We start from the raw sequence: 21,869 nt of genomic DNA on the forward strand, positions 1-21,869 counted from the left end.
CGATGATCGAGCTGACACCGCTCACCACTGCCACGCCGCAGACCGACCCGGGCGAGCTGCACGAGGTCCTCATCGTGGGCTCGGGCCCGGCCGGCTACACCGCCGCCATTTACGCGGCGCGCGCGAACCTGGCCCCGGTGGTCATCGCCGGCGCCGTCACCGCTGGTGGGGCGCTGATGAACACCACCGAGGTGGAGAACTTCCCCGGCTTCCCCGAAGGCGTCATGGGCCCCGAGCTCATGGACAAGATGAAGGCCCAGGCCGAGAAGTTCGGCGCCACCGTCCTGTACGACGACGCCACCTCGGTCGACCTGGCCGGTGAGGTCAAGACCGTGACCACCGCCGAGGGTCACGTCTACCTGGCCCGGGCGGTGATCCTGGCCAACGGCTCGGCCTACAAGGAGCTGGGCCTGGACGGCGAGAGCGAGATGACCGGGCGCGGGGTGTCCTACTGCGCGACTTGTGACGGGTTCTTCTTCCGCGAGCAGCACATCATCGTCGTTGGCGGCGGGGACTCCGCGATGGAGGAGGCCACCTTCCTCACCAAGTTCGCGTCCAAGGTCACCGTCGTGCACCGCCGCGAGGAGCTGCGCGCCTCGAAGATCATGGCCGAGCGCGCCATGGCCGACCCGAAGATCGACTTCGCCTGGAACAGCGAGGTCGCCGCGATCCACGGCACCGACAAGGTCACCGGCGTGACGCTGCGCGACACCGTCACCGGTGAGGAGCGCGAGCTGGACGCCACCGGGGTGTTCGTGGCCATCGGGCACGTGCCGCGCACCGAGATGCTCGCCGGCCAAGTCGCGCTGGACGAGAACGGCTACATCCTCGTCACCTCGCCCTCGACTGCCACCAGCGTGCCGGGCGTCTTCGCCTGCGGTGACGCCGTGGACCACACCTACCGCCAGGCCATCACCGCCGCCGGGACCGGCTGCGCCGCCGCACTGGACGCCGAGCGCCACCTCGCCGCCCTCGGCCAGGCCGCCAAGCCCGCCACCGCCGCCTCCCAAACCCCACAGGGAGCCATCGCGCTGTAAACCACGGCGCTCGGTACCCGGGGCGGGCGCGGGCGGCGATGAAGGGTCTTCGTATGCTGGCGCGGTGTCGTTGCCGCCCTTGATCCGAGCGATAGAGCGCCACCAGGTCGTTCTGTATCTGCTGGCGATCGCTGGTGGAGTCGTCCTTGGCTGGTCGCTGCCCGATGTTGCCGAACCTCTTGAGTACGCCATCACTCCCGTGCTCGGGCTGTTGCTGTTCGCCACGTTCCTGGGGATCCCGTTCTCGGCGATCGGTCAGGCCGTGCGCGATACGCGCTTCATGGCCACGATCCTGATCCTGAACTTCGTCATCGTTCCCGCCGTGGTCTTTGCCCTGTCGCGGTTCGTGGCCGACAGCCCGGCCCTGCTCGTGGGCGTGCTGCTAGTGCTGCTGACGCCATGCATCGATTACGTGATCGTCTTCGCCGGGCTGGCCGGCGGCTCCAGTGAACGTCTGCTCGCTGCAGCGCCATTGCTCATGCTGGCCCAGATGCTGTTACTGCCCCTCTACCTGCTCCTCTTCGTCGGCCCGGAGCTCGTCTCGGGCATCGAGCCCGGCCCCTTCCTCGAAGCGCTCATCGGGCTCATCATCGTCCCCCTCACCCTGGCGGCCTTAATTCAGTGGTGGTCCCGAAAGCAGGCAGCCGGCAAGGCATTCACGGCCGTTGTGCAAGCGATGATGGTTCCGTTGATGATGGCGACGCTGGCTGTGGTGATCGCATCGCAGATCCACGCAGTGGGACAAGAAGTCAGTGCGCTGCTGGCGGTCGTCCCTCTCTACGTGGCCTTTCTGGTGGTGATGGTTCCCGTCGGGATGGCGTGCGCGCGAGTCGCACGGCTCGATGCAGGAAGCACCAGAGCGGTGATCTTCAGCGGCGCCACTCGAAACTCGCTGGTGGTACTCCCACTGGCACTAGCACTGCCGGCGCCCCTGGCTCTGGTTCCGCTCGTCGTGGTCACCCAGACCATGATCGAGCTCCTCGGCATGGTGATCTACGTGAAGGCCATTCCACGACTGGTCACCTCGGAGCCGATCCTGCGGAACTGAGCATCGAGCCTGGTGACCTCTCACGGTCGTTCTGGTTTCGTCAGAGACCAAACGCTCCGCCGCTGACGAGGATGAAGATGCCCAGGCCGATCAGGACGATGGGGAACAGGATGTGTTCCCAGCGTTCGAGGACTTCGGCGATCGGCGGGCGGGTGGCGACGAACCTGGCGAGTACGACCAGGACCGCGACGAGCGCGAGGAAGACGAGGCAGTAAGCGACCACTGCGAGGGGCTCCACGCTCAGGAAGACGGGGACATAGACACCGATGTTGTCTCCGCCGTTGGCGAAGGTGACTCCTGCGACAGTCCACGCGCTGACCTTCTTGCCCGCGACCTTGGCGTCATCGTCGTCATCGCCTCCGCGCCAGGCTTGCCATGCGGCCCAGAACCCGAGCGCTAGGGGAATGAGCCCGAAGTACGGGATAGCTGCTGAGGGCAGGAATGCTCCGGCCCCGATAGTCACCAACACAGCAGCCCCGAGGATGCCGGCGAACCCCAGGTACTGGCCGACCAGGATGCGGGTGGTCGTCCCGCGTTGGCCCGCGCCACGGGCGAAGAACAGGGAGAGCACGATGATGTCGTCGATGTTGGTCGCGATGAACAGACCGATTGCCTGCAGGGCCGTAGCCAGGATCACGCGCCCGCCTCTGCGTCGTCGCATCCGGGCACCGAGCAGGCGGGATCGATGCACGGGGCGTTCTCGTCCACCGCGAGGGTGACGTCAACCAGGGCGCTCAGCGCCCGCGCTAGGTGCGGATCGGCGATTTCATAGCGCGTCTTGCGGCCCTCGGGTTCGGCGACCACGATCCCGCAGTCGCGCAGGCACGCCAGATGGTTGGACACGTTAGAGCGTGTCAGGTCCAGATCGCGGGCCAGCTCTGCCGGGTAGGTCGGCCGGTCGAGCAACGTCAGGATGATCCGGGACCTGGTCGGGTCGGCCAGTGCGCGGCCCAGCCGGTTCATCACGGCCAGGCGAGAAGCAATAGTCAGCACACGCTGAACTATACAGCAGAGACTGAACCGTTTTCAGTGAGGTCCGAGGCGGTCAGGCGCCTCTGATCTCGCATTCCGCATGCCAGCATCGCTCACCGGGACACTCTTCGGCATTTGGAGCGTAGGCACTGCGCCAGGTCACGTGCGCTCACAGATAGTGGCAGACGGTCGTGGCCTTGCAGTTGCTGGGGTCGATGATGGCGGCGCCGTCGCGAAGGTGGGCGACGGTGTGTCGCAGTGCCTGCAGGTCGGCGATCTGGCGGTCCAGATCGCCCAGGCGGGTCTCGAGCAGGTCTTGCACGTGCTGGCAGGGCGCGACTCCGGCGTCGCGGATGTCGAGCACCTCACGGATCTGGGCGAGAGTGAGCCCAGCGGTGCGGCTGCGGCGAATGAAGTCCAGCCGCGTCAGGGTCTCAGGGGCGTAGTCGCGGTAACCGTTGGGGGTGCGCTCGGGCGGGGGTAGGAGGCCGGCCTTCTCATAGAAGCGCAGCGTCTTGGTCGTGGTGCCACTGGCCTCGGCCAGCTCACCGATCCGCACAGTGACCCATTGCTCTGCTCTTGTCCATGTTCACCTTGACCTTCCCCTGCACTGGAACGTCCAGTGTGGTCGCTGAAGACGTGTAACGCGAAGGAGGGTGCGAAATGGGTGAGGACTACGACATCGATCTGGCCGTGATCGGGTCAGGAGGCGCGGCCATGTCGGCCGCCATCGCGGCCAGCCAGGCCGGTAAGAGCGTCGTGCTGATCGAGCGCGGCGTCCTGGGCGGTACGTGCGTGAACATCGGCTGTGTGCCGTCCAAGACACTCCTGGCGGCCGCCGGAGCGCGGCACGCCGCGCTCACCAACCCTTTCCAGGGCGCCCCAACGTCAGTCGCGCCGGTGAATCTCGGCGATCTGGTGGCCCAGAAGGACGCCCTGATCGAGCGCCTGCGCGATGCGAAGTACGCCGACGTGGCCGCCGCCTATGGCTTCGAGGTCCGCCCGGGCCAGGCCACCTTTCTGGACAGGGAGCACCTGGCCGTCGACGGCCAGGTGCTGCGGGCCCGGGCCTATCTGGTCGCTACCGGCTCCACCCCCGCTGTCCCGGACGTGGCCGGCCTTGATTCCGTGGACTGGCTGACGTCCACCACGGCGATGCAGCTGACCGAGCTGCCCGAGTCCCTGGTCGTTATCGGTGGCGGGTACGTCGGGATGGAGCAGGCCCAGCTGTTCGCCCACCTCGGCGCCCGGGTGTCGGTGGTCGGGCGTCTGGCGCCCCACGCCGAGCCGGAGCTGGCCCAGGGCCTTCGGGAACTCTTCGCCGACGACGGCATCACCGTGGTGGAAGAGCACGCTAGTGCGGTGGCCCACGAGACCGGCACCACAGGAGAGGTGGTGGTGACCACCGTCTCGGGCGAGCAGCTGCACGGCGCGCGGGTCCTGGTGGCCACCGGACGCCTGCCCCGCATCGACGGCCTGGACCTGGCCGCTGCCGGTGTGGACGTGGACGAGCGGGGCTTTGTCGTGGTCGACGAAGCCCAGCGCACCTCCAACCCCCGCGTCTACGCCGCCGGTGACGTTTCGGGGGCTCCCCAATACGTCTACGTCGCCGCAGCTGGCGGTCGGGCCGCTGCGCTCAACGCCCTGACCGATGACGGGGACCCGCCGGCAGCTCGAGTCGACTACGCCGGCTTGCCAGCGGTCGTGTTCACCCGCCCCCAGCTGGCCTCGGCGGGACTGACCGAGGACGAGGCCCTCGCCCGAGGGTACGCGTGCGACTGCCGCGTCCTGAACCTGTCCGACGTCCCCCGGGCGCTGGTCCAGCACGACACCCGCGGCGCGGTGAAACTCGTCGCCGACGCCGAGAGCGGCAAGGTCCTGGGCGTGCACGCCCTGGCCGACGGCGCCGGGGAGATCATGCTGGCGGCCACCTACGCCATCAAGTCCGGCATGACCGTTGACGATCTGGCCGACACCTGGGCGCCGTACCTGACCATGGCCGAGAGCCTGCGCATCGTGGCCGGCCTCTTCCGCAACCAAATGCCGACGTCTTGCTGTGCCTGAGACCCGCGGCCCACAACGCGGCAGCCGCCCGGCCTTCAGCGCCGGTACAGCCGCTCCGGCACCCACGTCGCCGGGCTGGCCACAGCCCCATAAGAGGAACCGCCACCGGGACGGAGTCCGGCACCGCCCGCCCTCAGGGGCACGACCCCGACTCCCGTCCCGTAAGACCTGCCCGCTGGCATGCCCGGTGAGGGCTCGCTATCCGGCACGCTGACTGAGCCCCGGAGGGCGGGTCGTGCCCTTCCGGTTCAACCGGCGGCCGCGAGGTAGCGGTAGACCGTTGCACGCGACACCCCAAGCGCCTCGGCAATCTGTGTTGGGCTCTCGCCATTGGAACGGCGGGCGCGGGTCCCTCACGTGGTGCAATGGCGCCCATGACAGCCCAGCCCCACGCGTCGACCACGCCCCGGTTGGACCTGGAGTGGTTGCGCGTCGAGCACGCGGAGGAGATGGCTCCCCTCCTGGACGACGTCCTTCTGCACACCTACATCGGCGGCACCCCAGCAACGCTGTCCCAGCTGCAGGCGCAGTACCGGCGGCAGGTCGTCGGCCGGTCAGCGGACGGCACGGAGCGTTGGCTCAACTGGGTGCTGCGTCGACGCGAGGACGGCACGTCGTCGGCACGCTGCAGGCGACCCTCACCGAGGGGACGAAGGAGCAGGGCGGCGTGACCGCCGAGGTCGCCTGGGTGGTCGCCGTCCCCTACCAGGGACGGGGCTACGCCCGCGAGGCTGCGCAGCGCCTGATGGGCTGGCTGCGGGAGCAGGGTGTCACGGCGGTCGTCGCACACGTGCACCCCGAGCACGCCGCGTCGAGCGGGGTCGCCCGAGCGATCGGCCTCACCGAGACCACGGCCGTCGTCGACGGCGAGACTCGTTGGCACGGCTCCATGGAGCCCGACGGCGCACCATAGCCGTCCGCTGGCAGCGCCGTCTCAGGCGGTGCGCGGTCCCACGAGCTCGCGCCACTCCCGCGCGACGTGGAGCACGACGTCGTTGCCCTCGACCTCCCCGATGCTCACCCGCACCCCCTCGCCGTCGAAGGCCCGCACCATCGCGCCGCCGCGGGCGGTCTCCCGGGCGAACGCGGCCGTGTGGCGGCCGATCCCCAGCCAGTAGAAGTTCCCGTGGGACTCCGGGACGCTCCAGCCCATCTCGCGCAGGGCGGCGAGCAGACGGCTGCGCTCGGTGACCACCCGGTCGCAGCGCTCGGCGACGGCGTCGGCCTCCCGCAGGACCGCGAGGGCGGCGGCCTGGGCGAGGGCGTTGACGCCGAAGGGGGTGGAGGCGGTCTGCAGCCCGCGCGCGAGGCGCGGCCGGGCGACGGCGTACCCGACGCGCAGGCCGGCGAGGCCGTAGGCCTTGGAGAAGGTGCGCAGGACGAGGACGTTCTTGAACTCGGCCGCGAGCGCCAGCCCGTCCGCGACCTCCTCGTCGCGGACGTACTCGACGTAGGCCTCGTCGAGGACGACGAGCACCTCACGCGGCACGCGGGCGAGGAAGGCGCGCATCTCGTCCTCGCGGACGACTGTGCCGGTGGGGTTGTTGGGGCTGCACACGAGGACGACGCGGGTGCGCTCGGTGACGGCGTCGGCCATGGCGTCCAGGTCATGGCTGCCGTCCTCTCGCAGCGGGACCGGGACGCTGCGGGCACCGGCGACCTGGACGGCGATGGGGTAGGCCTCGAAGGACCGCCACGCGTGGACGACCTCGTCGCCGGGGCGGCACGCCGCCTGGAGCGCCGTCTCGAGGACCGCGACCGAGCCGTTGCCGACGACGACGCGCTCGGCGTCGATCCCCACGTGCCGGGCGATGGCGGCGGTGAGCGCGGTGGCCGCCATGTCCGGGTAGCGGTTGAGGTCGGCGGCCGCGTCGATGACGGCGCTGAGGACCGCGGAGGACGGCGGGAAGGGGTTCTCGTTGGACGAGAGCTTGTACGCGGACCGTCCCGCTGGCGGGCGCTGGCCCGGGACGTAGGCCGGCAGGGAGTCGATGTCCGCGCGGAAGCGGAACGCTGGAGCCATGCCCCCATGATCGCACTCCCGGCGAGGGGCCCGCCGTGGCACCATCGCCGCATGCGCTTCCTCGTGCGGCTCGTCGTCAGCTCGGTGGCCATCTGGCTCACCTCCCTCCTCCTCGACGGGGTGACCCTCACCCAGGCCGAGGGCTGGGAGCAGGTGCTCGTCATCGGCGTCGTCGGCCTCGTCTTCACGCTCGTCAACCTCGTCGTCAAGCCGGTGGCCAAGCTCCTCACCCTGCCACTGACGATCCTCACGCTCGGCCTGTTCCTCCTCGTCGTCAACGCGCTCATGCTCATGCTCACGAGCTGGCTGACGAGCTTCACCGAGTGGGGCCTGGACGTCGACGGCTTCTGGTGGGCGCTGCTGGCGGCGCTCGTCATCTCGGTCGTCAGCGGCATCCTCAACGCTGTCCTGCCCGGCGAGCGCTGACTCACCCCCTCTCCAGCGTGAAGCGGGTGGCCGTCACGCGGGCGCCCGGGCCGCCCGTGACGTCCGCGAGCCGCTCCGCCAGGTGGGCGACTGACCGCTCCCCGGCGTCCAGGGCCAGGCGAGCGGTGCGGGTGTACTCGGTGATCGAGTGCGAGTCCGAGGGCGGGACCTCCAGCCGGGTGAGTCCGGTCGTGCCGGTGGCCAGGGAGCGGCTCACCGTGGTGCGCGCGTCCTCCGCGGGGTTGGAGGTGCCGTCGAGCCCGACGAAGGGGTCCTCGAGGTGCTCGAGGTGGAGCACCTCCGTGCCCGCGGGCGTGGGCAGGTGGCCGACGGGCGACCCAGCCGTGACGACCGTGGTGATGCTGTAACGCAGGCGGACGAGCGGGTCGGCCGCCAGACGCATCGCCACGAGGCCGCCCTGGCTGAAGCCGACGACGGCGACCGCCTCCCCGGGCCGCACGCCTGCCAGCCGCAGCGCCTCGGCTGCCCCGATCTCGACGTCGCTCACCATGCCGCCGTAGGTCTCGACGTTCGTGAGGTTGTCCACGGGGTTGCGCCCGCCGGGGACCATCGCCTGGGTGCTCGGCAGGAGGAGGACCCACGAGCGCGTGCCGTCCGCGTGCTCGACGCGGCGCACCTCGAGCGTGCCCGGATCGGCGCCGTGGTCCTGGTGGATGCCGTGGAGACTGTCGACGACGGCGGGCAGGTCCGGCGGGGCCGGGACCTCGCTCGGCGGGGTCACCGTGAGCGTGAGGTCGTCGGCGGCGCGGGGGCGCCGGCCGGTGAGGCCGTGGAAGGCGGCGACGACGGGGATGACGAGCCGCTGGGCGCCGGTGAGCGCGGCGGGGTCGATCTTGCGGCCGTCGTAGACGAAGGGGCCGGGGACGAGGAACCAGGGGAAGACGTTCTGCCCGTGCTCCCCGAGCTCGCGAACCGCGACGTCCAGGGCGATGCCGTCGGGTGGCAGGTCGTCGTCGCCGTGGATGACGTTGACGATCTCGCCGAGCGCGTCGAGGGCGTGGCCGAACGCGGTGGTCGGCTCCATGCCGGGCAGGCGGCCCACGAGGGTGAGCCGGTCCGCCACGGAAAACACCGCCTCGTGGGGCATGAGGAGCATGCGCAGGAACCCGACCAGCGACGGGCCAGGTGGTCGGGCGTGGGCGGCGAGCTCGGCCTCCTCGTACAGGAGCCGGGCGTGGCGCAGCGACAGGAGGAGCTCGAGGACCTCCTCGCCGAGCCGGCGCGCTCCCCACCCACCGTCGAGCGCGTCCCCCACGGCGGACTCGGCGGCGGCGGCGAGTGCCGGGGACCAGGTGGCGTCCAGGGCGAGGTCGCGCCGGGCGGCGCTCAGGGTGCTCTCGAGGTGGCCGACCTCCCCGCGCAGTCCGTCGAGGAGCGCGTCAATGGCCAGGAGCTCCTCGACGTCCACGCGGGTGGCCCCCACCCCTCCGCGCACGTGGACGGACGTGCGGTGGCGGGAGTCGCCCACGGCGCCGTCGGCGTCGTGGCTGTGGAGGAGCGCGGTCACTGCTCCTCCCAGGCCTCGGCGACCGCGGCGGCGAGCGCGGCGGACCGCTCCTGCGCGGCCGCGAGCAGGTCTCCGAGCCGGTACGCGTGGTGGAGGAGGTCGCCGAGGCGGGCCGCGAACTCGTCGGCGGCCGGCGAGCGCCACTGCTCGGGGTAGGCGGCCCGCAGCGTGTCCTCGATGGTGGCGAGGACACCCGTGGCGCTCACGACACTCGCGCACCCCTCCCCCGCCCCGCCCCACCCCTCCACGGCGACGGGGGTGCAGCTGCTCGTGCTCATCTCGCCCTCCTGCGGCTCGTCCTGCCCCGAACCTAGGGGCGCCGCCCGACGGCGGGACGGGCCGCCGTCGTCGGCTGGGGACGCGCCGGGCGCGTCGCGGACCTGTTGCGCACCCGGTGGCTCTCCCCGGCACCCCAGGCGAGAATGCGGTCATGTCCCCCTTCACCGTCTCCTTCGTGTGCACCGGCAACATCTGCCGCTCCCCCATGGGCGAGGTCGTCCTCCGCGACCTCCTCGAGCGGGAGGGGCTCGCGGACCGGGTGCGGGTCGTGTCGGCGGGCACCGGGGACTGGCACGTGGGCGGCCCGGCCGACCCGCGCGCGGTGAGCACCCTCAAGCAGTACGGCCTGGATGGCGAGCAGCACCGTGCGCAGCAGTTCGCGCGGGAGGGCTTCGCCGAGGTCGACCTCGTGCTCGCGCTCGACCGCGGCCACGAGCGGGCGCTGCGCACCCTCGCCCCCACCCCGCAGGACGCGGACAAGGTCCGGCTGCTGCGCAGCTTCGACGAGGACGCCGTCGCCGCCGGTGAGCTCGAGGTGGACGACCCCTACTTCGGTGAGGACGCGGACTTCGTCGCCACCTACGAGGAGGTGCTGCCGGCCTGCGAGGGCGTGGTGGCCCACCTCAGGGAGCGCCTGTCCCTCACCCGCTGACGCCGGGGGCCGCACGCCGAGTGGACGGGGCGGCTCGTGGTGCCCGGGCTCTGGGAGACTGGGAGCCATGAGCGAGCAGCCCAGCACCACGTCGTCCGCCAGCCTGTCGGCCGGAGCAGCTCCGGGCCGGCACCGCGTCCCCCTCGCGGAGCTCGAGCCGCCGATCGCGCTCGGCCCGCTCGACGGGCGCTACCGCGGCGTCGTCGCCCCGCTCGTCGACCACCTCTCCGAGGCGGCCCTCAACCGGGCCCGGCTCGACGTCGAGGTCTCCTGGCTGGTCCACCTCACCACCTCCGGCGCCCTCCCGGGGGCCCCGCAGCTGAGCGACGTGGACGTCGCCTACCTGCGCGGCGTCGTCGACTCCTTCGGGGCGGAGGAGATCGCCGAGCTCGCGGAGATCGAGCGCGAGACCCGGCACGACGTCAAGGCCGTGGAGTACTTCCTCAAGCGGCGGCTGGCCGCGGCCGCCGAGGCGGTCGGGCCGGACAGCCCGCTGCCCGCCGTCGGGGAGATTGTCCACATCTTCTGCACGAGCGAGGACGTCAACAACCTCTCCTACGCCGTCACCATCCGTGACGCCGTCCGCCAGGTCTGGCTGCCCGCGGCGATCGCCCTCGTCGGTGACCTCGCCGAGCTCGCCCGCGAGACGGCCGAGGTGCCCATGCTCTCGCGCACCCACGGCCAGACGGCCACGCCCACGACGCTCGGCAAGGAGGTCGCGGTGCTCGCCGCCCGCCTGCGCCGCCAGCTGCGCCGGGTCTCCGCGGCTGAGTTCATGGGCAAGATCAACGGCGCGACGGGCACCTACGGCGCGCACGCCGTCTCGGTCCCGGACACCGACTGGCAGGCCGTCTCGCGCTCCTTCGTCGAGGGCCTGGGCCTCACGTGGAACCCGTTGACGACGCAGATCGAGGCGCACGACTGGCAGGCCGAGCTCTACGCCGACATCGCCCGCTTCAACAGGATCCTGCACAACCTGTGCACGGACGTGTGGACCTACATCTCCCTCGGCTACTTCCGCCAGCGTCTCGCGGCCCAGGGCTCGACCGGCTCCTCGACGATGCCGCACAAGGTCAACCCGATCCGCTTCGAGAACGCCGAGGCGAACCTCGAGATCTCCTCCGCGCTCCTCGACACCCTCGGCGCCACGCTCGTCACCTCCCGTCTCCAGCGCGACCTCACCGACTCGACGACGCAGCGCAACATCGGTGTCGCGCTCGGGCACTCGCTGCTCGCCGTCGACAACGTCCGCCGCGGCCTGGCGGGCCTCGACGTCGACGCCGCCGTCATGGCTCGCGACCTCGACGACTCGTGGGAGGTGCTCGGCGAGGCCGTCCAGTCCGCGATGCGTGCCGCGTCCGTCGCTGGCGCCGAGGGCATGGCCGACCCGTACGAGCGGCTCAAGGAGCTCACCCGCGGGCGCCGCGTCGACGCCGACGGCATGCGCGGCCTCATCGCCGGGCTCGGGCTCCCCCGCGACGTCGAGGAGCGGCTCCTCGCGCTCACGCCGGCCACCTACACGGGGCTGGCCGCCTCACTCGTCGCCCACCTCGACGACGTGGGCTGACAGACCGCCGCTCCCTCTCGCGCCGAGAGCCGGATTCCTCCGCCGAGGAATCCGGCTCTCGGCGTCAGGCGGTGGGACCTTGGTCCGTGGGATTCGTCCGAATTGGCCCGGACGATGAGCGGGTGAACCTCACCGAGACACGGCCGGGCCTACGGCAGATCCGGCACACCGACGGGTGGATCTTCGCCACCATGCTGCTGTCGGCCTGCCTCAGCCTCACCGCCTCCTTCGTGCTGTCGGTCGACGCGGTCACGCTCGCGGCCGACCCGAACGCCCAGCTGACGTGCAACATCAGCTCGGTGCTCAGCTGCGGCGCGGTCGGGGTCTCCTCGCAGGCGGCCGTCTTCGGCTTCCCCAACGCCTTCCTCGGCCTGGTCGCGGAGCCGGTCGTCATCACGATCGCCGTCGCCGGGCTGGGCGGGGTCCGGTTCCCGCGCTGGTTCATGTTCTCCGCGCAGGTCGTCTACACGCTCGGGGTCGTCTTCGCCTACTGGCTCTTCTACCAGTCGATGTTCCACATCGGCGCCCTGTGCCCGTGGTGCCTGCTCGTCACGCTCTCGACGACGCTCGTCTTCGCCACGCTCCTGCACTACAACGTGCGCGAGAACAACCTCTTCCTCACCCCCCGCGCCCACGAGCGCGCGCTCGCCTTCATCCGCGCGGGCTGGGACGGCGCGGTCGTCATGGCCTGGGTGGGCGCCGTCGTCGTCGCCGTCATCGTCAAGTACGGCGCCGACCTCCTGCCCTGACACTCCCCTCCCCGTGGCGGGAATACCCCTAGGGGGTATACCGTTGACGATGTCGGAAGGGAGCATCACATGGCCGGCTACAGCGGCACGAAAGAGGACTACGCCCGGCGCCTGCGGCGCATCGAGGGCCAGGTCCGCGGCATCGCCCGCATGGTCGACGAGGACACGTACTGCATCGACGTCCTCACCCAGATCTCCGCCGTCACCAAGGCGCTCCAGGCGGTCGGCATCGGCCTTGTCGAGGACCACCTCGGCCACTGCGTCGTCGACGCCGCCCGCTCCTCGCACGAGGAGGGCGCCGAGAAGGTCCGCGAGGCGAGCGAGGCCATCGCCCGGCTCGTCCGGTCATAGATCCCTACCCACCCCCAAGGAGTACCCATGAGCACCGACCCGTCGCCCATCGACCGCACCACCGTCCTGGACGTCCAGGGCATGACCTGCGGGCACTGCGTGTCCGCCGTGACGCGTGAGCTGGAGGACGTCAAGGACGTCTCCAAGGTCAGCGTCATCCTGCGCAACGGCGGGACCTCGGAGGTCACCGTCGTCTCCGACGCCGTCCTCGACGAGGACGCCCTGCGCGCCGCCGTCGACGAGGCCGGCTACACCGTCACCGCCGTCCACGTCGACAACTAGAACCAGCCCGAAGGAGGCCGCCATGTCATCCCCCACCCAGACCAGCACACCATTCGGTGAGATCGACCTCGCCGTCGAGGGGATGACCTGCGCCTCCTGCGTCGGCCGCGTGGAGAAGAAGCTCAACGCGGTCCCCGGCGTCAGCGCCACCGTCAACCTCGCCACCGAGTCCGCACACCTCACCCTCGAGGAGCAGGTGGCGGACGAGGACGTCGTCAAGGCCGTCGAACGCGCCGGGTACGCCGCCACCGTGACCCGCCGCCGGACCGCGGACGCCCCCCACGGGCACGGGCACGACGACGGCGGGCACGACGGCGAGCACGGCGGCGACGGCCACGGCACCGAGCACGCCCTCGCCGGGCACAGCCACGGCGCCGGGGACGACACCTCCTCCCCCGCCGAGCGGCGCCAGGCGGACCTGCGACGGCGCCTGCGGGTCGCGGGTGTGCTCAGCGTGCCGATCGTCGCGCTGTCGATGGTCCCGCCGCTCCAGTTCCCGGGCTGGCAGTGGGTCGTCGCGCTCCTGTCGCTGCCCGTGGTGACCTGGGCTGCCTGGCCCTTCCACCGCTCGGCGGCCAAGGCCGCCCGGCACGGCGCCTCGACGATGGACACCCTCGTGTCCGTCGGTGTCATCGCGGCCACGCTGTGGTCCCTGTGGGCGCTGCTGCTCGGCGGCGCCGGGGAGATCGGGATGCGAATGACCCCGCACCTGTTCCCCGCCCAGGGTGCACTGGGTGAGGTCGGCATGCCCGAGCTCTACTTCGAGGTCGCGGCGGTCGTCACGACCTTCCTCCTCGCCGGCCGCTACGCCGAGTCACGCTCCCGCCGCCGGGCGGGTGACGCGCTGCGCGCCCTGCTCTCCCTCGGCGCCAAGGACGTCGCGCGGCTCACCGTGGACGACGCCGGGCGGCGCACCGAGGAGCGCGTGCCCGTCGAGCAGCTCGCCGCCGGGGACCTGTTCGTCGTCCGCCCCGGGGAGAAGGTCGCCACCGACGGCGTCGTCGTCGAGGGCAGCTCCGCGGTGGACGCCTCGATGCTCACCGGGGAACCGGTGCCCGTCGACGTCGGTCCCGGTGACACGGTGACCGGCGCGACCGTCAACGCCTCCGGGCGCCTGGTCGTGCGGGCCACCCGCGTGGGCGAGGAGACGACGCTCGCCCAGATCGGCCGCCTCGTCACCCGGGCCCAGACCGGCAAGGCCCCGGTCCAGCGGCTCGCGGACCGCATCTCCGCCGTCTTCGTCCCGGTCGTGTTCGTCATCGCGATCGGCACCTTCGCGGTGTGGATGCTCTCCGGCGCCAACCTCCAGGCGGCCTTCACCGCCGCCGTCGCCGTCCTCATCATCGCCTGCCCCTGCGCCCTCGGGCTGGCGACCCCCACCGCCCTGCTCGTCGGCTCGGGCCGCGCCTCGCAGCTCGGGATCGTCATCAAGGGCCCGGAGATCCTCGAGTCCACCCGCCGCATCGACACCATGGTGCTCGACAAGACCGGCACGGTGACCGAGGGACGCATGGAGCTCGCGGACGTCACCACCGCCGCGGACCGCAGCCTGGTGCTGCGGCTCGCGGGAGCGGTCGAGGCGGCCAGCGAGCACCCGATCGCCCAGGCCGTCGCGGCCGGCGCCCGCGCCGAGCTCGGCGACCTCCCCGAGGTGACCGGCTTCGCGAACCACGCCGGGCGCGGGGTCAGCGGCACGGTCGAGGGCCACGAGGTCCTCGTCGGCCGCCCCGCCTGGCTCGTCGAGCAGGGCGTCACCGTGCCCGACGGCGTGACCCGGGACCACCGGGACGCCGAGCGGACCGGGGCGACCGCCGTCGTCGTCGCCTGGGACGGCACCGCCCGCGGCGTCCTCGCCGTCCGGGACACCGTCAAGGCCACCTCGGCCGAGGCCGTCTCGCGGCTGCGGGAGCTCGGCGTGCGGCCGATGCTCCTCACCGGCGACAACCGGGCCACCGCCGAGGCCGTGGCCCGCGAGGTCGGGATCCCGGCCGAGGACGTCATCGCCGAGGTGCTGCCGGAGGACAAGCTCGACGTCGTCGCCCGCCTCCAGGGCGAGGGCCGGGTCGTGGCGATGGTCGGGGACGGCGTCAACGACGCCGCGGCCCTCGCGCAGGCCGGGCAGCAGGGCCTGGGCCTGGCGATGGGCACCGGCACCGACGTCGCGATCGAGGCCAGCGACATCACGCTCGTGACGGGCGACCTACGCGCCGCCCCGACGTCGATCGCCGTCTCCCGCGCCACCCTGCGGGTGATCAAGCAGAACCTCTTCTGGGCCTTCGCCTACAACGTCGCCGCGATCCCGCTCGCGGCGCTCGGGCTGCTCAACCCGATGATCGCCGGTGCCGCGATGGCGGCGAGCTCGGTCATCGTCGTCGGCAACTCCCTGCGCCTGCGCCGCGCCGGCTGACCCCCGCTAGAGATGCGCCGACAGCCGGATTCCTCCTGGAGGAATCCGGCTGTCGGCGTACATGGGGGTGGGTTAGAAGGCGGGGATGATCTCGCCGGCGGGCCAGCGCTCGGCGATGAAGTCGCGGACCGCCTGGGAGTGCAGCGCCTCGTCCAGGGCGAGGATCGCCTCGTTCTCGGCGTCCTCCGCGCGCACGGCGAGGAGGTTGGCGTAGGGGTTGCCCTCGCCGGACTCGAGGAGGATGGCGTCCTCGGCCGGGTTGAGGTCGGCCTCGAGGGCGTAGTTGCCGTTGATGACGGCGGCGTCGAAGTCCTGGAGGCTGCGGACGAGCTGGGCGGCCTCGAGCTCGGCGAGCTCGACGTTCTTCGGGTTGTCCGCGACGTCGAAGATCGTCGGGTCCTCGACGTCCTCGGCCAGGGTGAAGATACCCTCGGCGGCGAGGAGCTCGAGCGCGCGGGCCTGGTTGGCCGGGTCGTTGGGCACGCCCACCTGGGCGCCGTCGGGCAGCTCGTCGAGCGAGGTGAGGGAGTCGGAGTAGACGCCGTAGGGCTCGATGTGGACGCCCTCGAAGTGCGCGAAGTCGTAGCCCTTCTCCTCCACCTCGGCCTCGTAGTACGGCAGGTGCTGGAAGAAGTTCGCGTCCAGCTCCCCCTCGGCGAGCTGGACGTTGGGCTGGACGTAGTCGGTGTACTCGACGATGTCGAGGGTGAAGCCGGCGTCCTCGGCGAGGTTGTCCTGGACGAACTCGAGGATTTCGGCGTGCGGGGTGGGGCTGGCGCCGACGACGATCGTCGCGACCTCGCCCTCGGAGCCCGACGTGGTGCCGTCGGTGGTGTCGTCCGCGGCGTCACTGCAGGCGGCGAGGGTGAGGGCCGCGACGCCGACGAGGGCCGCGATCCGGGTGGAGGTGCGGAGGGTGGTCATGGGACTTCCTTTCGTGGGGACGCTCAGCGGTGGTCGACGAGTCGCACGACCCGGTCACCGAGCATCTGGACGAGCTGGACGAGGACGATGATGACGACGACGGTCACGACCATGACGTCGGTCTGGAAACGGTTGTAGCCGTGGTTGACGGCGAGAGCGCCGAGCCCGCCGGCACCCAGTGCGCCGGCCATCGCGGAGTAGCCGACGAGCGTGATGACGGTGACGGTCGCACCGCCGACGAGGGCGGGCAGCGCCTCGCGCACGAGGACCCCGCCGACGATCGCGAGCCGGGAGGCGCCCACCATGCGCGCCGCCTCGACCTTCCCCGCGCTCACGTCGCGGACGGCGTTCTCGACGAGCCGCGCGAAGAAGGGTGTGGCGGCGAGCGAGAGCGGGACGACGGCGGAGAGCCACCCGTAGGTGGTGCCGGTGATGAGCCGCGTGAGCGGGAGGATCGCGATCATGAGGATGACGAAGGGGAAGGAGCGCCCGACGTTGACGACGGTCGCGAGCGCCGCGTTGACCGCGCGCGCCGGGCGCAGGCCCCCGGGCGCCGTCGCGACGAGCGCGAGCCCGAGCGGCAGACCGAGCACCACCGTGGCGAGCGAGGACAGCCCGGTCATGTAGAGCGTCTCGAGGGTGGCCTCGGGCAGCTGCTCGGTGATGACCCGGTTGCTCAGCGCGTCCTGCAGCCAGCTCACGGCGCCACCTCCTCGACGTGGACGCCCTCGACGCGCAGCCGGGCGGTGGAGCTCGCGACGGCGGCAGCCGGGACGGTGATGCGCAGGCGCCCCACCCGGGTGCCGGCGAGGGTCTCGATCGTGCCGGAGGCGACGTCGACGTCCTCGCCGAGGGTGGCGACGGCGGCGAGCACCCGGTGCGCGGGCGTCCCCCCGCCGAAGGCGAGCTCGAGGGTAATGCGGCCGGCCACGCCGGGCTCCGGCGGGAGCGGGACGAGGGAGCGGGCGAGCCGCGAGCCGTGCTCGCCGGCCACCTCGGCGATCGGCCCGGTCTGGGCCACCTTCCCGTGGTCGAGGAGCGTGACGGAGTCGCAGACCTCCCGGACCACGGACATCTCGTGGGTGATGATGAGGACGGTCAGCCCCAGGCGGTCGCGCAGCTCACGGATGAGCCGCAGGATCTGGCGGGTGGTGTCGGAGTCGAGGGCCGAGGTGGGCTCGTCGCACAGGAGCACCGCCGGCTCGGCCGCGAGCGCCCGGGCGATGCCGACACGCTGCTTCTGCCCGCCGGACAGCTGCGCGGGGTAGGAGTCACCGCGGTCCCCGAGGCCCACGAGCTGGAGCAGCTCGGCCACCCGGACGTCCCGCTCGGCGCGCGACACCTCCGCCACCCGCAGCGAGTAGGCGACGTTCTGCGCCGCCGTCCGGGCGTCGAGGAGGTTGACGTGCTGGAAGACCATGCCGATCCGCCGCCGCTGCCGGCGCAGCTCACGCTCGCCGAGGCCGGTGAGGGTGACGCCGTCGATGGCGACGGTCCCCGAGCTCGGCTCCTCGAGGGCGGTGAGGCAGCGGATGAGGGTCGACTTGCCCGCGCCGGACTCCCCGACGATCCCGTGGACCTCGCCGCGGGGGACGTGGAGGTCGATGCCGTCCAGGGCGACGACCTCGCGGTCACCGCGGGTGCGGTAGACCTTGCGCAGGTCGCTGAGGCTGATCACGGGGTTCCTCCATCGGTCCTGGCGGGAGCACCCGTTGGAGCGGGTTGCTGCAGCGTCGACGAGCCAGGTCTCTCGGCTGCTCTGGATGGTCCCGCCACGTTAGATTCGCCGCCTCCGAAACAGCCGTGGTGTCCACGTTCCGAGATGGAGTGGATAGCGCCTCCCGCGGCCCGCTTGACCGCCTCCGCCAGCAGCCGCCAGGCCGTATGCACGACGACTTCCGCACGATCATCAGCGACTGGCGGCTCGACGCGCTCAACGGGCAGCTGCGCTACTCGCTCACCCATCGCACGCCGGGCGGTGTCATAGCGTCGTAGCGACAGTGCTGGGCCGCGCGAGGGGTTGCACGTGGTGCGCAGGATGCTGACGGCGACGGATCGGGCGGAGATCTCTACAAAGCTGGAAGCGGGGTGGACTGTCCGCAGGATCGCCGAGCACCTCGACCGTCCCCGTCAGTGATTTCCCGCGAGATCCGGCGTGACTCGAACAAGACGCGCGGCTACAAGGTGGTCACCGCGGACTGCCGCGCCCAGCGACGCCGGTCCCGCTCCCAGACCGGGAAGATCGGGGCCGACCCGGTCCTGTGCACCCGGGTCCTGGCCGATCTGAAGCACTCGCGCACTCCGCGCCCAATCGCCGGACGCTTGCACCCGGAGGCCCGGGACGACAGCGTGAGCCCGATGAAGGGATCGATGCCGGCGGACGGCAAGACGGTCAGTCACAACGCGATCTACCGGTTCATCTACGCCCTGCCCAAGGGCGAGCTCGCCGCGCACGGGGTGACGCTGCGCTACAAGCGCACCAGACGCCGCGCACCCAGACCGCTGGGCCAGCCAGACGCCGCGCACCCAGACCGCTGGGCCAGCGCGGGGCGCCAATCGTGGGCATGGTCAGCATGGATGACCGCGAGGACCTCCCCGCGCGACGCGTACCTGGCCACTGCGAAGGCGACCGGGTGATCGGCGCTCAAGGCCGGTCCGCCGCCGCGACCCTGGTCGAGCGCACCACCCCGTTCACCACCATCCTGGCGCTGCCGGCTGGCAAGGACAGCGAGCATTTCGCCGACGCCCTGAACGACAACGCCGACGAGCTGTGAACCGCCCCCGGTTCGATGGAGAGTCAGTTGTTGGCTGTGATAGCTGCCGTCGCACGAGGGCTCTGGCTAGCCCGGTGCTTTCACGGCAGGGCGGCGATGGTTCGTGTCGTTGACGTAGAAAGTGCTCCTGACCTGGGACGATGTGGTTTGTCTAGGACCAACCGCAACCAGTTCGAGGAGCACCTTCAAGGTGAAGACTACCCGCGCCTATCCACGTGTCGAGGTCGACACGGCCAGCGTCCCGGCGGTCGGTCAGGCCGGCGGGGTGCTACTGACCGAAACCATCGCGGCCACCGGTCTGGGAGCGGAGCTGTCGGAGGCGCTGGCGCCGTGGCGCAAGCCGCTGGCCGTCCACGACCCCGCCAAGGTCATCACCGACCTGGCGGCGTGTCTGGCGCTGGGCGGGGACACGCTCTCAGACGTCGCGTTGCTGCGCGCCGAACCCGACCTCTACGGGCCGGTGGCCTCTGACCCGACGGTCTCGCGCACCATCGACGCCCTGGCCACCGACGCCACCGCGGCGTTGCGGGCGATCAACACGGCGCGGGCCGCCGCCCGCACCAGGGCATGGTCGCTGGCCGGTGAACACGCCCCGGACCACGAGACCAGCGCCAAGTCGCCGTTGATCATCGATGTGGACGCCACCTTGGTGACCTCTCACTCCGACAAGGAGCGCGCTGGGGCGACGTTCAAACGCGGCTACGGCTTCCATCCGTTGTGCGCGTTCCTCGACCACGGTCACGAGGGCAGCGGGGAACCGCTGGCGCTCATGCTACGGGCCGGGGCGGTGTCATAGCGTCGTAGCAACAGTGCTGGTCGGGTGAGGGGTTGCTGGTGGGACGCAGGATGCTGACGGCGACGGATCGGGCGGAGATCTCCACGGGGCTCAAGGCGGGGTGGACGGTGCGCAGGATCGCCGAGTACCTCGACCGTTCCCCGTCGGTGGTCTCGCGTGAGATCCGGCGTAACTCGACGAAGACGCGCGGGTACAAGATGGTCACCGCGGACTGCCGCGCCCAGCGACGCCGGTCGCGTCCCCAGAAGGGGAAGGTCGAGGCCGATCCGGTGCTGCGCGCCCGGGTGCTGGCCGATCTGAAGCACTCACGTACTCCGCGTCAGATCGCCGGACGCTTGCACCTGGAGGCCCGGGACGAGAGCGTGAGCCTGATGAAGGGATCCGTGCCGGCCGGTGGCAGGACGGTCAGCCACGAGGCGATCTACCGGTTCATCTACGCCCTGCCCAAGGGCGAGCTCGCGGCGCACGGAGTGATGCTGCGCTCCAAGCGCACCAGACGCCGCGCACCCAGGCCGCTGGGCCAGCGCGGGGCGCCGCTCGTGGGGATGGTCAGCATCGATGACCGCGAGGACCTGACCGAGCGGCGCGTGCCGGGCCACTGGGAGGGCGACCTGGTGATCGGCGCCCACGGCCGCTCTGCGGCGGCGACGCTGGTTGAGCGCACGACGAGGTTCACCACGATCCTGGCGCTGCCGGCGGGCAAGGACAGTGAGCACCTCGCCGACGCGTTGATCGACAACGCCGATGAGCTGCCCGCGATGATGCGCAAGTCGCTGACCTGGGACCAGGGCTCTGAGATGGCCAAGCACGCCGCCCTGACCCTGGCGACGCAGATGCCGGTCTACTTCGCTCACCCGCACTCCCCGTGGGAGCGCGGCACCAACGAGAACACCAACGGCCTCATCCGCGAGTACCTGCCCAAGGGCACCGCGATCCCGGCACACCAGCCCTACCTGACCTCGATCGCCGAAGAGCTCAACGAACGCCCCCGCGCCGTCCTGGGCTACCTCACTCCACGCGAAGCCTTCGAACGCCTCCTCACCGACAGCGTTGCTACGACGCCTTGACACCGCCCGGGAATGCCGGCTCGAACACCGCGGCCGACCACATCACCGTCATCCGTGACGCGCTGCGTCAGCTGCCTGGTTACCGGCGCGGGACCCGCCCGGGCAGGAAGGTTCTTATCCGTACCGACGGCGCCGGCTGTACCCACGACGTCATCAAGTGGATGCACGGCCAGCGACTGTCCTACTCAGTCGGGTTCACGCTGCCCGCCGAGACCCCCGAGCTGCTGGAGCTGATCCCCCAGGACGTGTGGCAGCCCGCCCTCGACGCCAACGACCAGATCCGTGACGGGGCCTGGGTCGCCGAGCTCACCGACCTGCTCGACCTGACCGGCTGGCCGCCGGGGATGCGCGTCATCGCCCGCAAGGAACGTCCCCACCCTGGTGCTCAGCTGCGCATCACCGACATCGACGGACACCGCGTCACCGCGTTCGCCACCAACACCCGCCCCGGCGGTCCCGGCACTCAGCTCGCCAACCTGGAGCTGCGTCACCGCCGCCGGGCGCGCTGCGAAGACCGCATCCGCACCGCCAAGGACACCGGCCTGCGCGCCTTCCCGCTGCACGACTTCGCACAGAACCAGATCTGGCTCGCCATCGTCGCCCTCGCCGCCGAGATCACCGCCTGGATGCAGATGCTCGCCCTCACCACACACGATGCCCGCCGCTGGGAGCCCAAGCGACTACGGCTGCGGATCTTCACCATCCCGGCCACCATCGCCCGCCATGCCCGGCGCACAGTCCTGCACCTGGCCGACACCGCGCCCTGGGCAAGCCTCGCTCACCAGGGCCTCCAGCGTCTTCGCCGGCTCGCTGCTCCAGGCTGAGACCCCGAACTTCCTGTCCCGACGACCTTTCAGCAAGCCCCCCGGCCACGGAACCGGCGCCCACCCGAGACGACACTCGGTCCTTCTGTCGCACCTCGA

The 21,869-nt window shown here is 71.3% G+C and carries 22 protein-coding genes and 4 pseudogenes; 16 read left to right on the top strand and 10 right to left on the bottom strand.

Translation table 11 applies throughout. The features are described 5' to 3' along the window. Positions 1–2 precede the first annotated feature (2 nt). Together trxB and M3148_RS05620 are read left to right on the top strand one after the other, a co-directional pair. Positions 3–1,037, top strand: coding sequence for a thioredoxin-disulfide reductase (gene trxB / locus M3148_RS05615; RefSeq protein ID WP_251303701.1), 1,035 nt, complete (start codon positions 3–5; stop codon positions 1,035–1,037). Positions 1,038–1,101: 64 nt separating this feature from the next. After that, complete coding sequence (locus M3148_RS05620) at positions 1,102–2,085, top strand: arsenic resistance protein (RefSeq protein WP_251303702.1); 984 nt, start codon at positions 1,102–1,104, stop codon at positions 2,083–2,085. Between the two features lie 40 nt (positions 2,086–2,125). On the opposite strand, the gene M3148_RS05625 is transcribed toward M3148_RS05620, so the two are convergent. The 3 genes from M3148_RS05625 to M3148_RS05635 all read right to left on the bottom strand — a co-directional run bounded on the left by M3148_RS05625 (position 2,126) and on the right by M3148_RS05635 (position 3,616). Then, positions 2,126–2,722, bottom strand: coding sequence for a cadmium resistance transporter (locus tag M3148_RS05625; RefSeq protein ID WP_251303703.1), 597 nt, complete (start codon positions 2,720–2,722; stop codon positions 2,126–2,128). Further along, entirely contained in the window at positions 2,719–3,078 is a 360-nt protein-coding gene (gene cmtR / locus M3148_RS05630) for a Cd(II)/Pb(II)-sensing metalloregulatory transcriptional regulator CmtR (protein WP_251303704.1), read from the bottom strand. Before cmtR ends, M3148_RS05625 begins: the two co-directional genes overlap by 4 nt. 148 nt (positions 3,079–3,226) lie before the next feature. Then, positions 3,227–3,616 (bottom strand): heavy metal-responsive transcriptional regulator, encoded by a 390-nt coding sequence (locus tag M3148_RS05635; protein ID WP_251303705.1) that lies wholly within the window; start codon positions 3,614–3,616, stop codon positions 3,227–3,229. Between the two features lie 104 nt (positions 3,617–3,720). On the opposite strand from M3148_RS05635, the gene merA reads away from it, so the two are divergent. Then, a complete protein-coding gene (gene merA, locus M3148_RS05640; RefSeq protein ID WP_251303706.1) occupies positions 3,721–5,121 on the top strand; it encodes a mercury(II) reductase in 1,401 nt (466 codons plus the stop codon). A gap of 248 nt (positions 5,122–5,369) precedes the next feature. Here the strand turns inward: merA and M3148_RS05645 are convergent. Beyond that, a pseudogene (locus M3148_RS05645) lies at positions 5,370–5,456 on the bottom strand (helix-turn-helix domain-containing protein); the annotation flags it as partial. Between the two features lie 39 nt (positions 5,457–5,495). On the opposite strand from M3148_RS05645, the gene M3148_RS05650 reads away from it, so the two are divergent. Both M3148_RS05650 and M3148_RS05655 read left to right on the top strand, forming a co-directional pair. Continuing rightward, positions 5,496–5,792 carry a GNAT family N-acetyltransferase gene (locus tag M3148_RS05650; protein WP_251303707.1) on the top strand — a complete coding sequence of 99 codons (297 nt, stop codon included), beginning with the start codon at positions 5,496–5,498 and terminating at the stop codon, positions 5,790–5,792. Continuing rightward, positions 5,696–6,034, top strand: coding sequence for a GNAT family N-acetyltransferase (locus M3148_RS05655; protein WP_285883289.1), 339 nt, complete (start codon positions 5,696–5,698; stop codon positions 6,032–6,034). The genes M3148_RS05650 and M3148_RS05655 overlap by 97 nt, the downstream gene beginning before the upstream one ends. A 21-nt stretch (positions 6,035–6,055) precedes the next feature. On the opposite strand, the gene hisC is transcribed toward M3148_RS05655, so the two are convergent. After that, a complete protein-coding gene (gene hisC, locus M3148_RS05660) occupies positions 6,056–7,144 on the bottom strand; it encodes a histidinol-phosphate transaminase (protein ID WP_251303709.1) in 1,089 nt (362 codons plus the stop codon). Positions 7,145–7,195: 51 nt separating this feature from the next. Here hisC and M3148_RS05665 point away from each other — a divergent pair, with 51 nt between their 5' ends. Beyond that, complete coding sequence (locus M3148_RS05665) at positions 7,196–7,570, top strand: phage holin family protein (RefSeq protein WP_251303710.1); 375 nt, start codon at positions 7,196–7,198, stop codon at positions 7,568–7,570. A gap of 1 nt (position 7,571) precedes the next feature. On the opposite strand, the gene M3148_RS05670 is transcribed toward M3148_RS05665, so the two are convergent. Further along, complete coding sequence (locus M3148_RS05670) at positions 7,572–9,098, bottom strand: hypothetical protein (RefSeq protein ID WP_251303711.1); 1,527 nt, start codon at positions 9,096–9,098, stop codon at positions 7,572–7,574. Next, positions 9,095–9,376 (bottom strand): hypothetical protein, encoded by a 282-nt coding sequence (locus M3148_RS05675; protein ID WP_251303712.1) that lies wholly within the window; start codon positions 9,374–9,376, stop codon positions 9,095–9,097. The genes M3148_RS05670 and M3148_RS05675 overlap by 4 nt, the downstream gene beginning before the upstream one ends. Positions 9,377–9,528: 152 nt before the next feature. Between M3148_RS05675 and M3148_RS05680 the strand changes: the two genes are divergently transcribed. The 6 genes from M3148_RS05680 (at position 9,529) to M3148_RS05705 (ending at position 15,385) form a co-directional block, all read left to right on the top strand. After that, positions 9,529–10,029 carry a low molecular weight protein-tyrosine-phosphatase gene (locus M3148_RS05680; RefSeq protein WP_251303713.1) on the top strand — a complete coding sequence of 167 codons (501 nt, stop codon included), beginning with the start codon at positions 9,529–9,531 and terminating at the stop codon, positions 10,027–10,029. A 67-nt stretch (positions 10,030–10,096) separates the two neighbouring features. After that, a complete protein-coding gene (purB, locus tag M3148_RS05685) occupies positions 10,097–11,596 on the top strand; it encodes an adenylosuccinate lyase (protein ID WP_251303714.1) in 1,500 nt (499 codons plus the stop codon). A 122-nt stretch (positions 11,597–11,718) separates the two neighbouring features. Then, positions 11,719–12,345 carry a vitamin K epoxide reductase family protein gene (locus M3148_RS05690; RefSeq protein ID WP_251303715.1) on the top strand — a complete coding sequence of 209 codons (627 nt, stop codon included), beginning with the start codon at positions 11,719–11,721 and terminating at the stop codon, positions 12,343–12,345. Positions 12,346–12,414: 69 nt separating this feature from the next. Further along, the gene (locus M3148_RS05695; protein ID WP_152188789.1) at positions 12,415–12,696 is read left to right on the top strand and encodes a metal-sensitive transcriptional regulator; all 282 of its coding nucleotides are present in this window, start codon (positions 12,415–12,417) and stop codon (positions 12,694–12,696) included. A 27-nt stretch (positions 12,697–12,723) separates the two neighbouring features. Then, positions 12,724–12,978: a heavy-metal-associated domain-containing protein gene (locus tag M3148_RS05700; RefSeq protein ID WP_251303716.1), complete on the top strand. Its 255-nt coding sequence runs from the start codon at positions 12,724–12,726 to the stop codon at positions 12,976–12,978. A gap of 22 nt (positions 12,979–13,000) precedes the next feature. Beyond that, positions 13,001–15,385, top strand: a complete 2,385-nt coding sequence (locus M3148_RS05705) for a heavy metal translocating P-type ATPase (protein ID WP_251303717.1) — start codon at positions 13,001–13,003, stop codon at positions 15,383–15,385. A 72-nt stretch (positions 15,386–15,457) separates the two neighbouring features. Here the strand turns inward: M3148_RS05705 and M3148_RS05710 are convergent, their stop codons facing one another. The 3 genes from M3148_RS05710 to M3148_RS05720 are packed head-to-tail and all read right to left on the bottom strand — an operon-like array spanning position 15,458 to position 17,987. Further along, positions 15,458–16,309, bottom strand: a complete 852-nt coding sequence (locus M3148_RS05710; protein ID WP_251303718.1) for a MetQ/NlpA family ABC transporter substrate-binding protein — start codon at positions 16,307–16,309, stop codon at positions 15,458–15,460. A gap of 23 nt (positions 16,310–16,332) precedes the next feature. Continuing rightward, on the bottom strand, positions 16,333–17,010 hold the full coding sequence (locus tag M3148_RS05715) for a methionine ABC transporter permease (RefSeq protein ID WP_251303719.1): 678 nt from the start codon (positions 17,008–17,010) through the stop codon (positions 16,333–16,335). Next, on the bottom strand, positions 17,007–17,987 hold the full coding sequence (locus M3148_RS05720) for a methionine ABC transporter ATP-binding protein (protein ID WP_251303720.1): 981 nt from the start codon (positions 17,985–17,987) through the stop codon (positions 17,007–17,009). The genes M3148_RS05715 and M3148_RS05720 overlap by 4 nt, the downstream gene beginning before the upstream one ends. A gap of 360 nt (positions 17,988–18,347) precedes the next feature. Between M3148_RS05720 and M3148_RS05725 the strand changes: the two are divergent. The 4 genes and pseudogenes from M3148_RS05725 to M3148_RS05745 form a co-directional block, all read left to right on the top strand. Further along, positions 18,348–19,080: pseudogene (locus M3148_RS05725) on the top strand (transposase); the annotation flags it as partial. 193 nt (positions 19,081–19,273) lie between these two features. Next, positions 19,274–19,867 (top strand): annotated as a pseudogene (locus tag M3148_RS05735) (transposase); the annotation flags it as partial. Positions 19,868–19,929: 62 nt separating this feature from the next. Beyond that, positions 19,930–20,946: an IS30 family transposase gene (locus M3148_RS05740; protein WP_285883429.1), complete on the top strand. Its 1,017-nt coding sequence runs from the start codon at positions 19,930–19,932 to the stop codon at positions 20,944–20,946. Beyond that, positions 20,943–21,770, top strand: a pseudogene (locus M3148_RS05745) (IS1380 family transposase); the annotation flags it as partial. The gene M3148_RS05740 and the pseudogene M3148_RS05745, both read left to right, overlap by 4 nt. Positions 21,771–21,869: the final 99 nt, after the last annotated feature.

The organism is Georgenia satyanarayanai, from assembly GCF_023715365.1.
GTDB classification, from domain to species: domain Bacteria; phylum Actinomycetota; class Actinomycetes; order Actinomycetales; family Actinomycetaceae; genus Oceanitalea; species Oceanitalea satyanarayanai_B.

Excerpts from the sequence above, each read along its gene's own strand:
- trxB (WP_251303701.1), top strand. The coding sequence starts at position 3 with ATGATCGAGCTGACACCGCTCACCACTGCCACGCCGCAGACCGACCCG.
- merA (WP_251303706.1), top strand. The coding sequence starts at position 3,721 with ATGGGTGAGGACTACGACATCGATCTGGCCGTGATCGGGTCAGGAGGC.
- M3148_RS05650 (WP_251303707.1), top strand. The coding sequence starts at position 5,496 with ATGACAGCCCAGCCCCACGCGTCGACCACGCCCCGGTTGGACCTGGAG.
- hisC (WP_251303709.1), bottom strand. The coding sequence starts at position 7,144 with ATGGCTCCAGCGTTCCGCTTCCGCGCGGACATCGACTCCCTGCCGGCC.
- M3148_RS05665 (WP_251303710.1), top strand. The coding sequence starts at position 7,196 with ATGCGCTTCCTCGTGCGGCTCGTCGTCAGCTCGGTGGCCATCTGGCTC.
- M3148_RS05675 (WP_251303712.1), bottom strand. The coding sequence starts at position 9,376 with ATGAGCACGAGCAGCTGCACCCCCGTCGCCGTGGAGGGGTGGGGCGGG.
- M3148_RS05680 (WP_251303713.1), top strand. The coding sequence starts at position 9,529 with ATGTCCCCCTTCACCGTCTCCTTCGTGTGCACCGGCAACATCTGCCGC.
- purB (WP_251303714.1), top strand. The coding sequence starts at position 10,097 with ATGAGCGAGCAGCCCAGCACCACGTCGTCCGCCAGCCTGTCGGCCGGA.
- M3148_RS05695 (WP_152188789.1), top strand. The coding sequence starts at position 12,415 with ATGGCCGGCTACAGCGGCACGAAAGAGGACTACGCCCGGCGCCTGCGG.
- M3148_RS05700 (WP_251303716.1), top strand. The coding sequence starts at position 12,724 with ATGAGCACCGACCCGTCGCCCATCGACCGCACCACCGTCCTGGACGTC.
- M3148_RS05705 (WP_251303717.1), top strand. The coding sequence starts at position 13,001 with ATGTCATCCCCCACCCAGACCAGCACACCATTCGGTGAGATCGACCTC.
- M3148_RS05710 (WP_251303718.1), bottom strand. The coding sequence starts at position 16,309 with ATGACCACCCTCCGCACCTCCACCCGGATCGCGGCCCTCGTCGGCGTC.
- M3148_RS05740 (WP_285883429.1), top strand. The coding sequence starts at position 19,930 with ATGCTGACGGCGACGGATCGGGCGGAGATCTCCACGGGGCTCAAGGCG.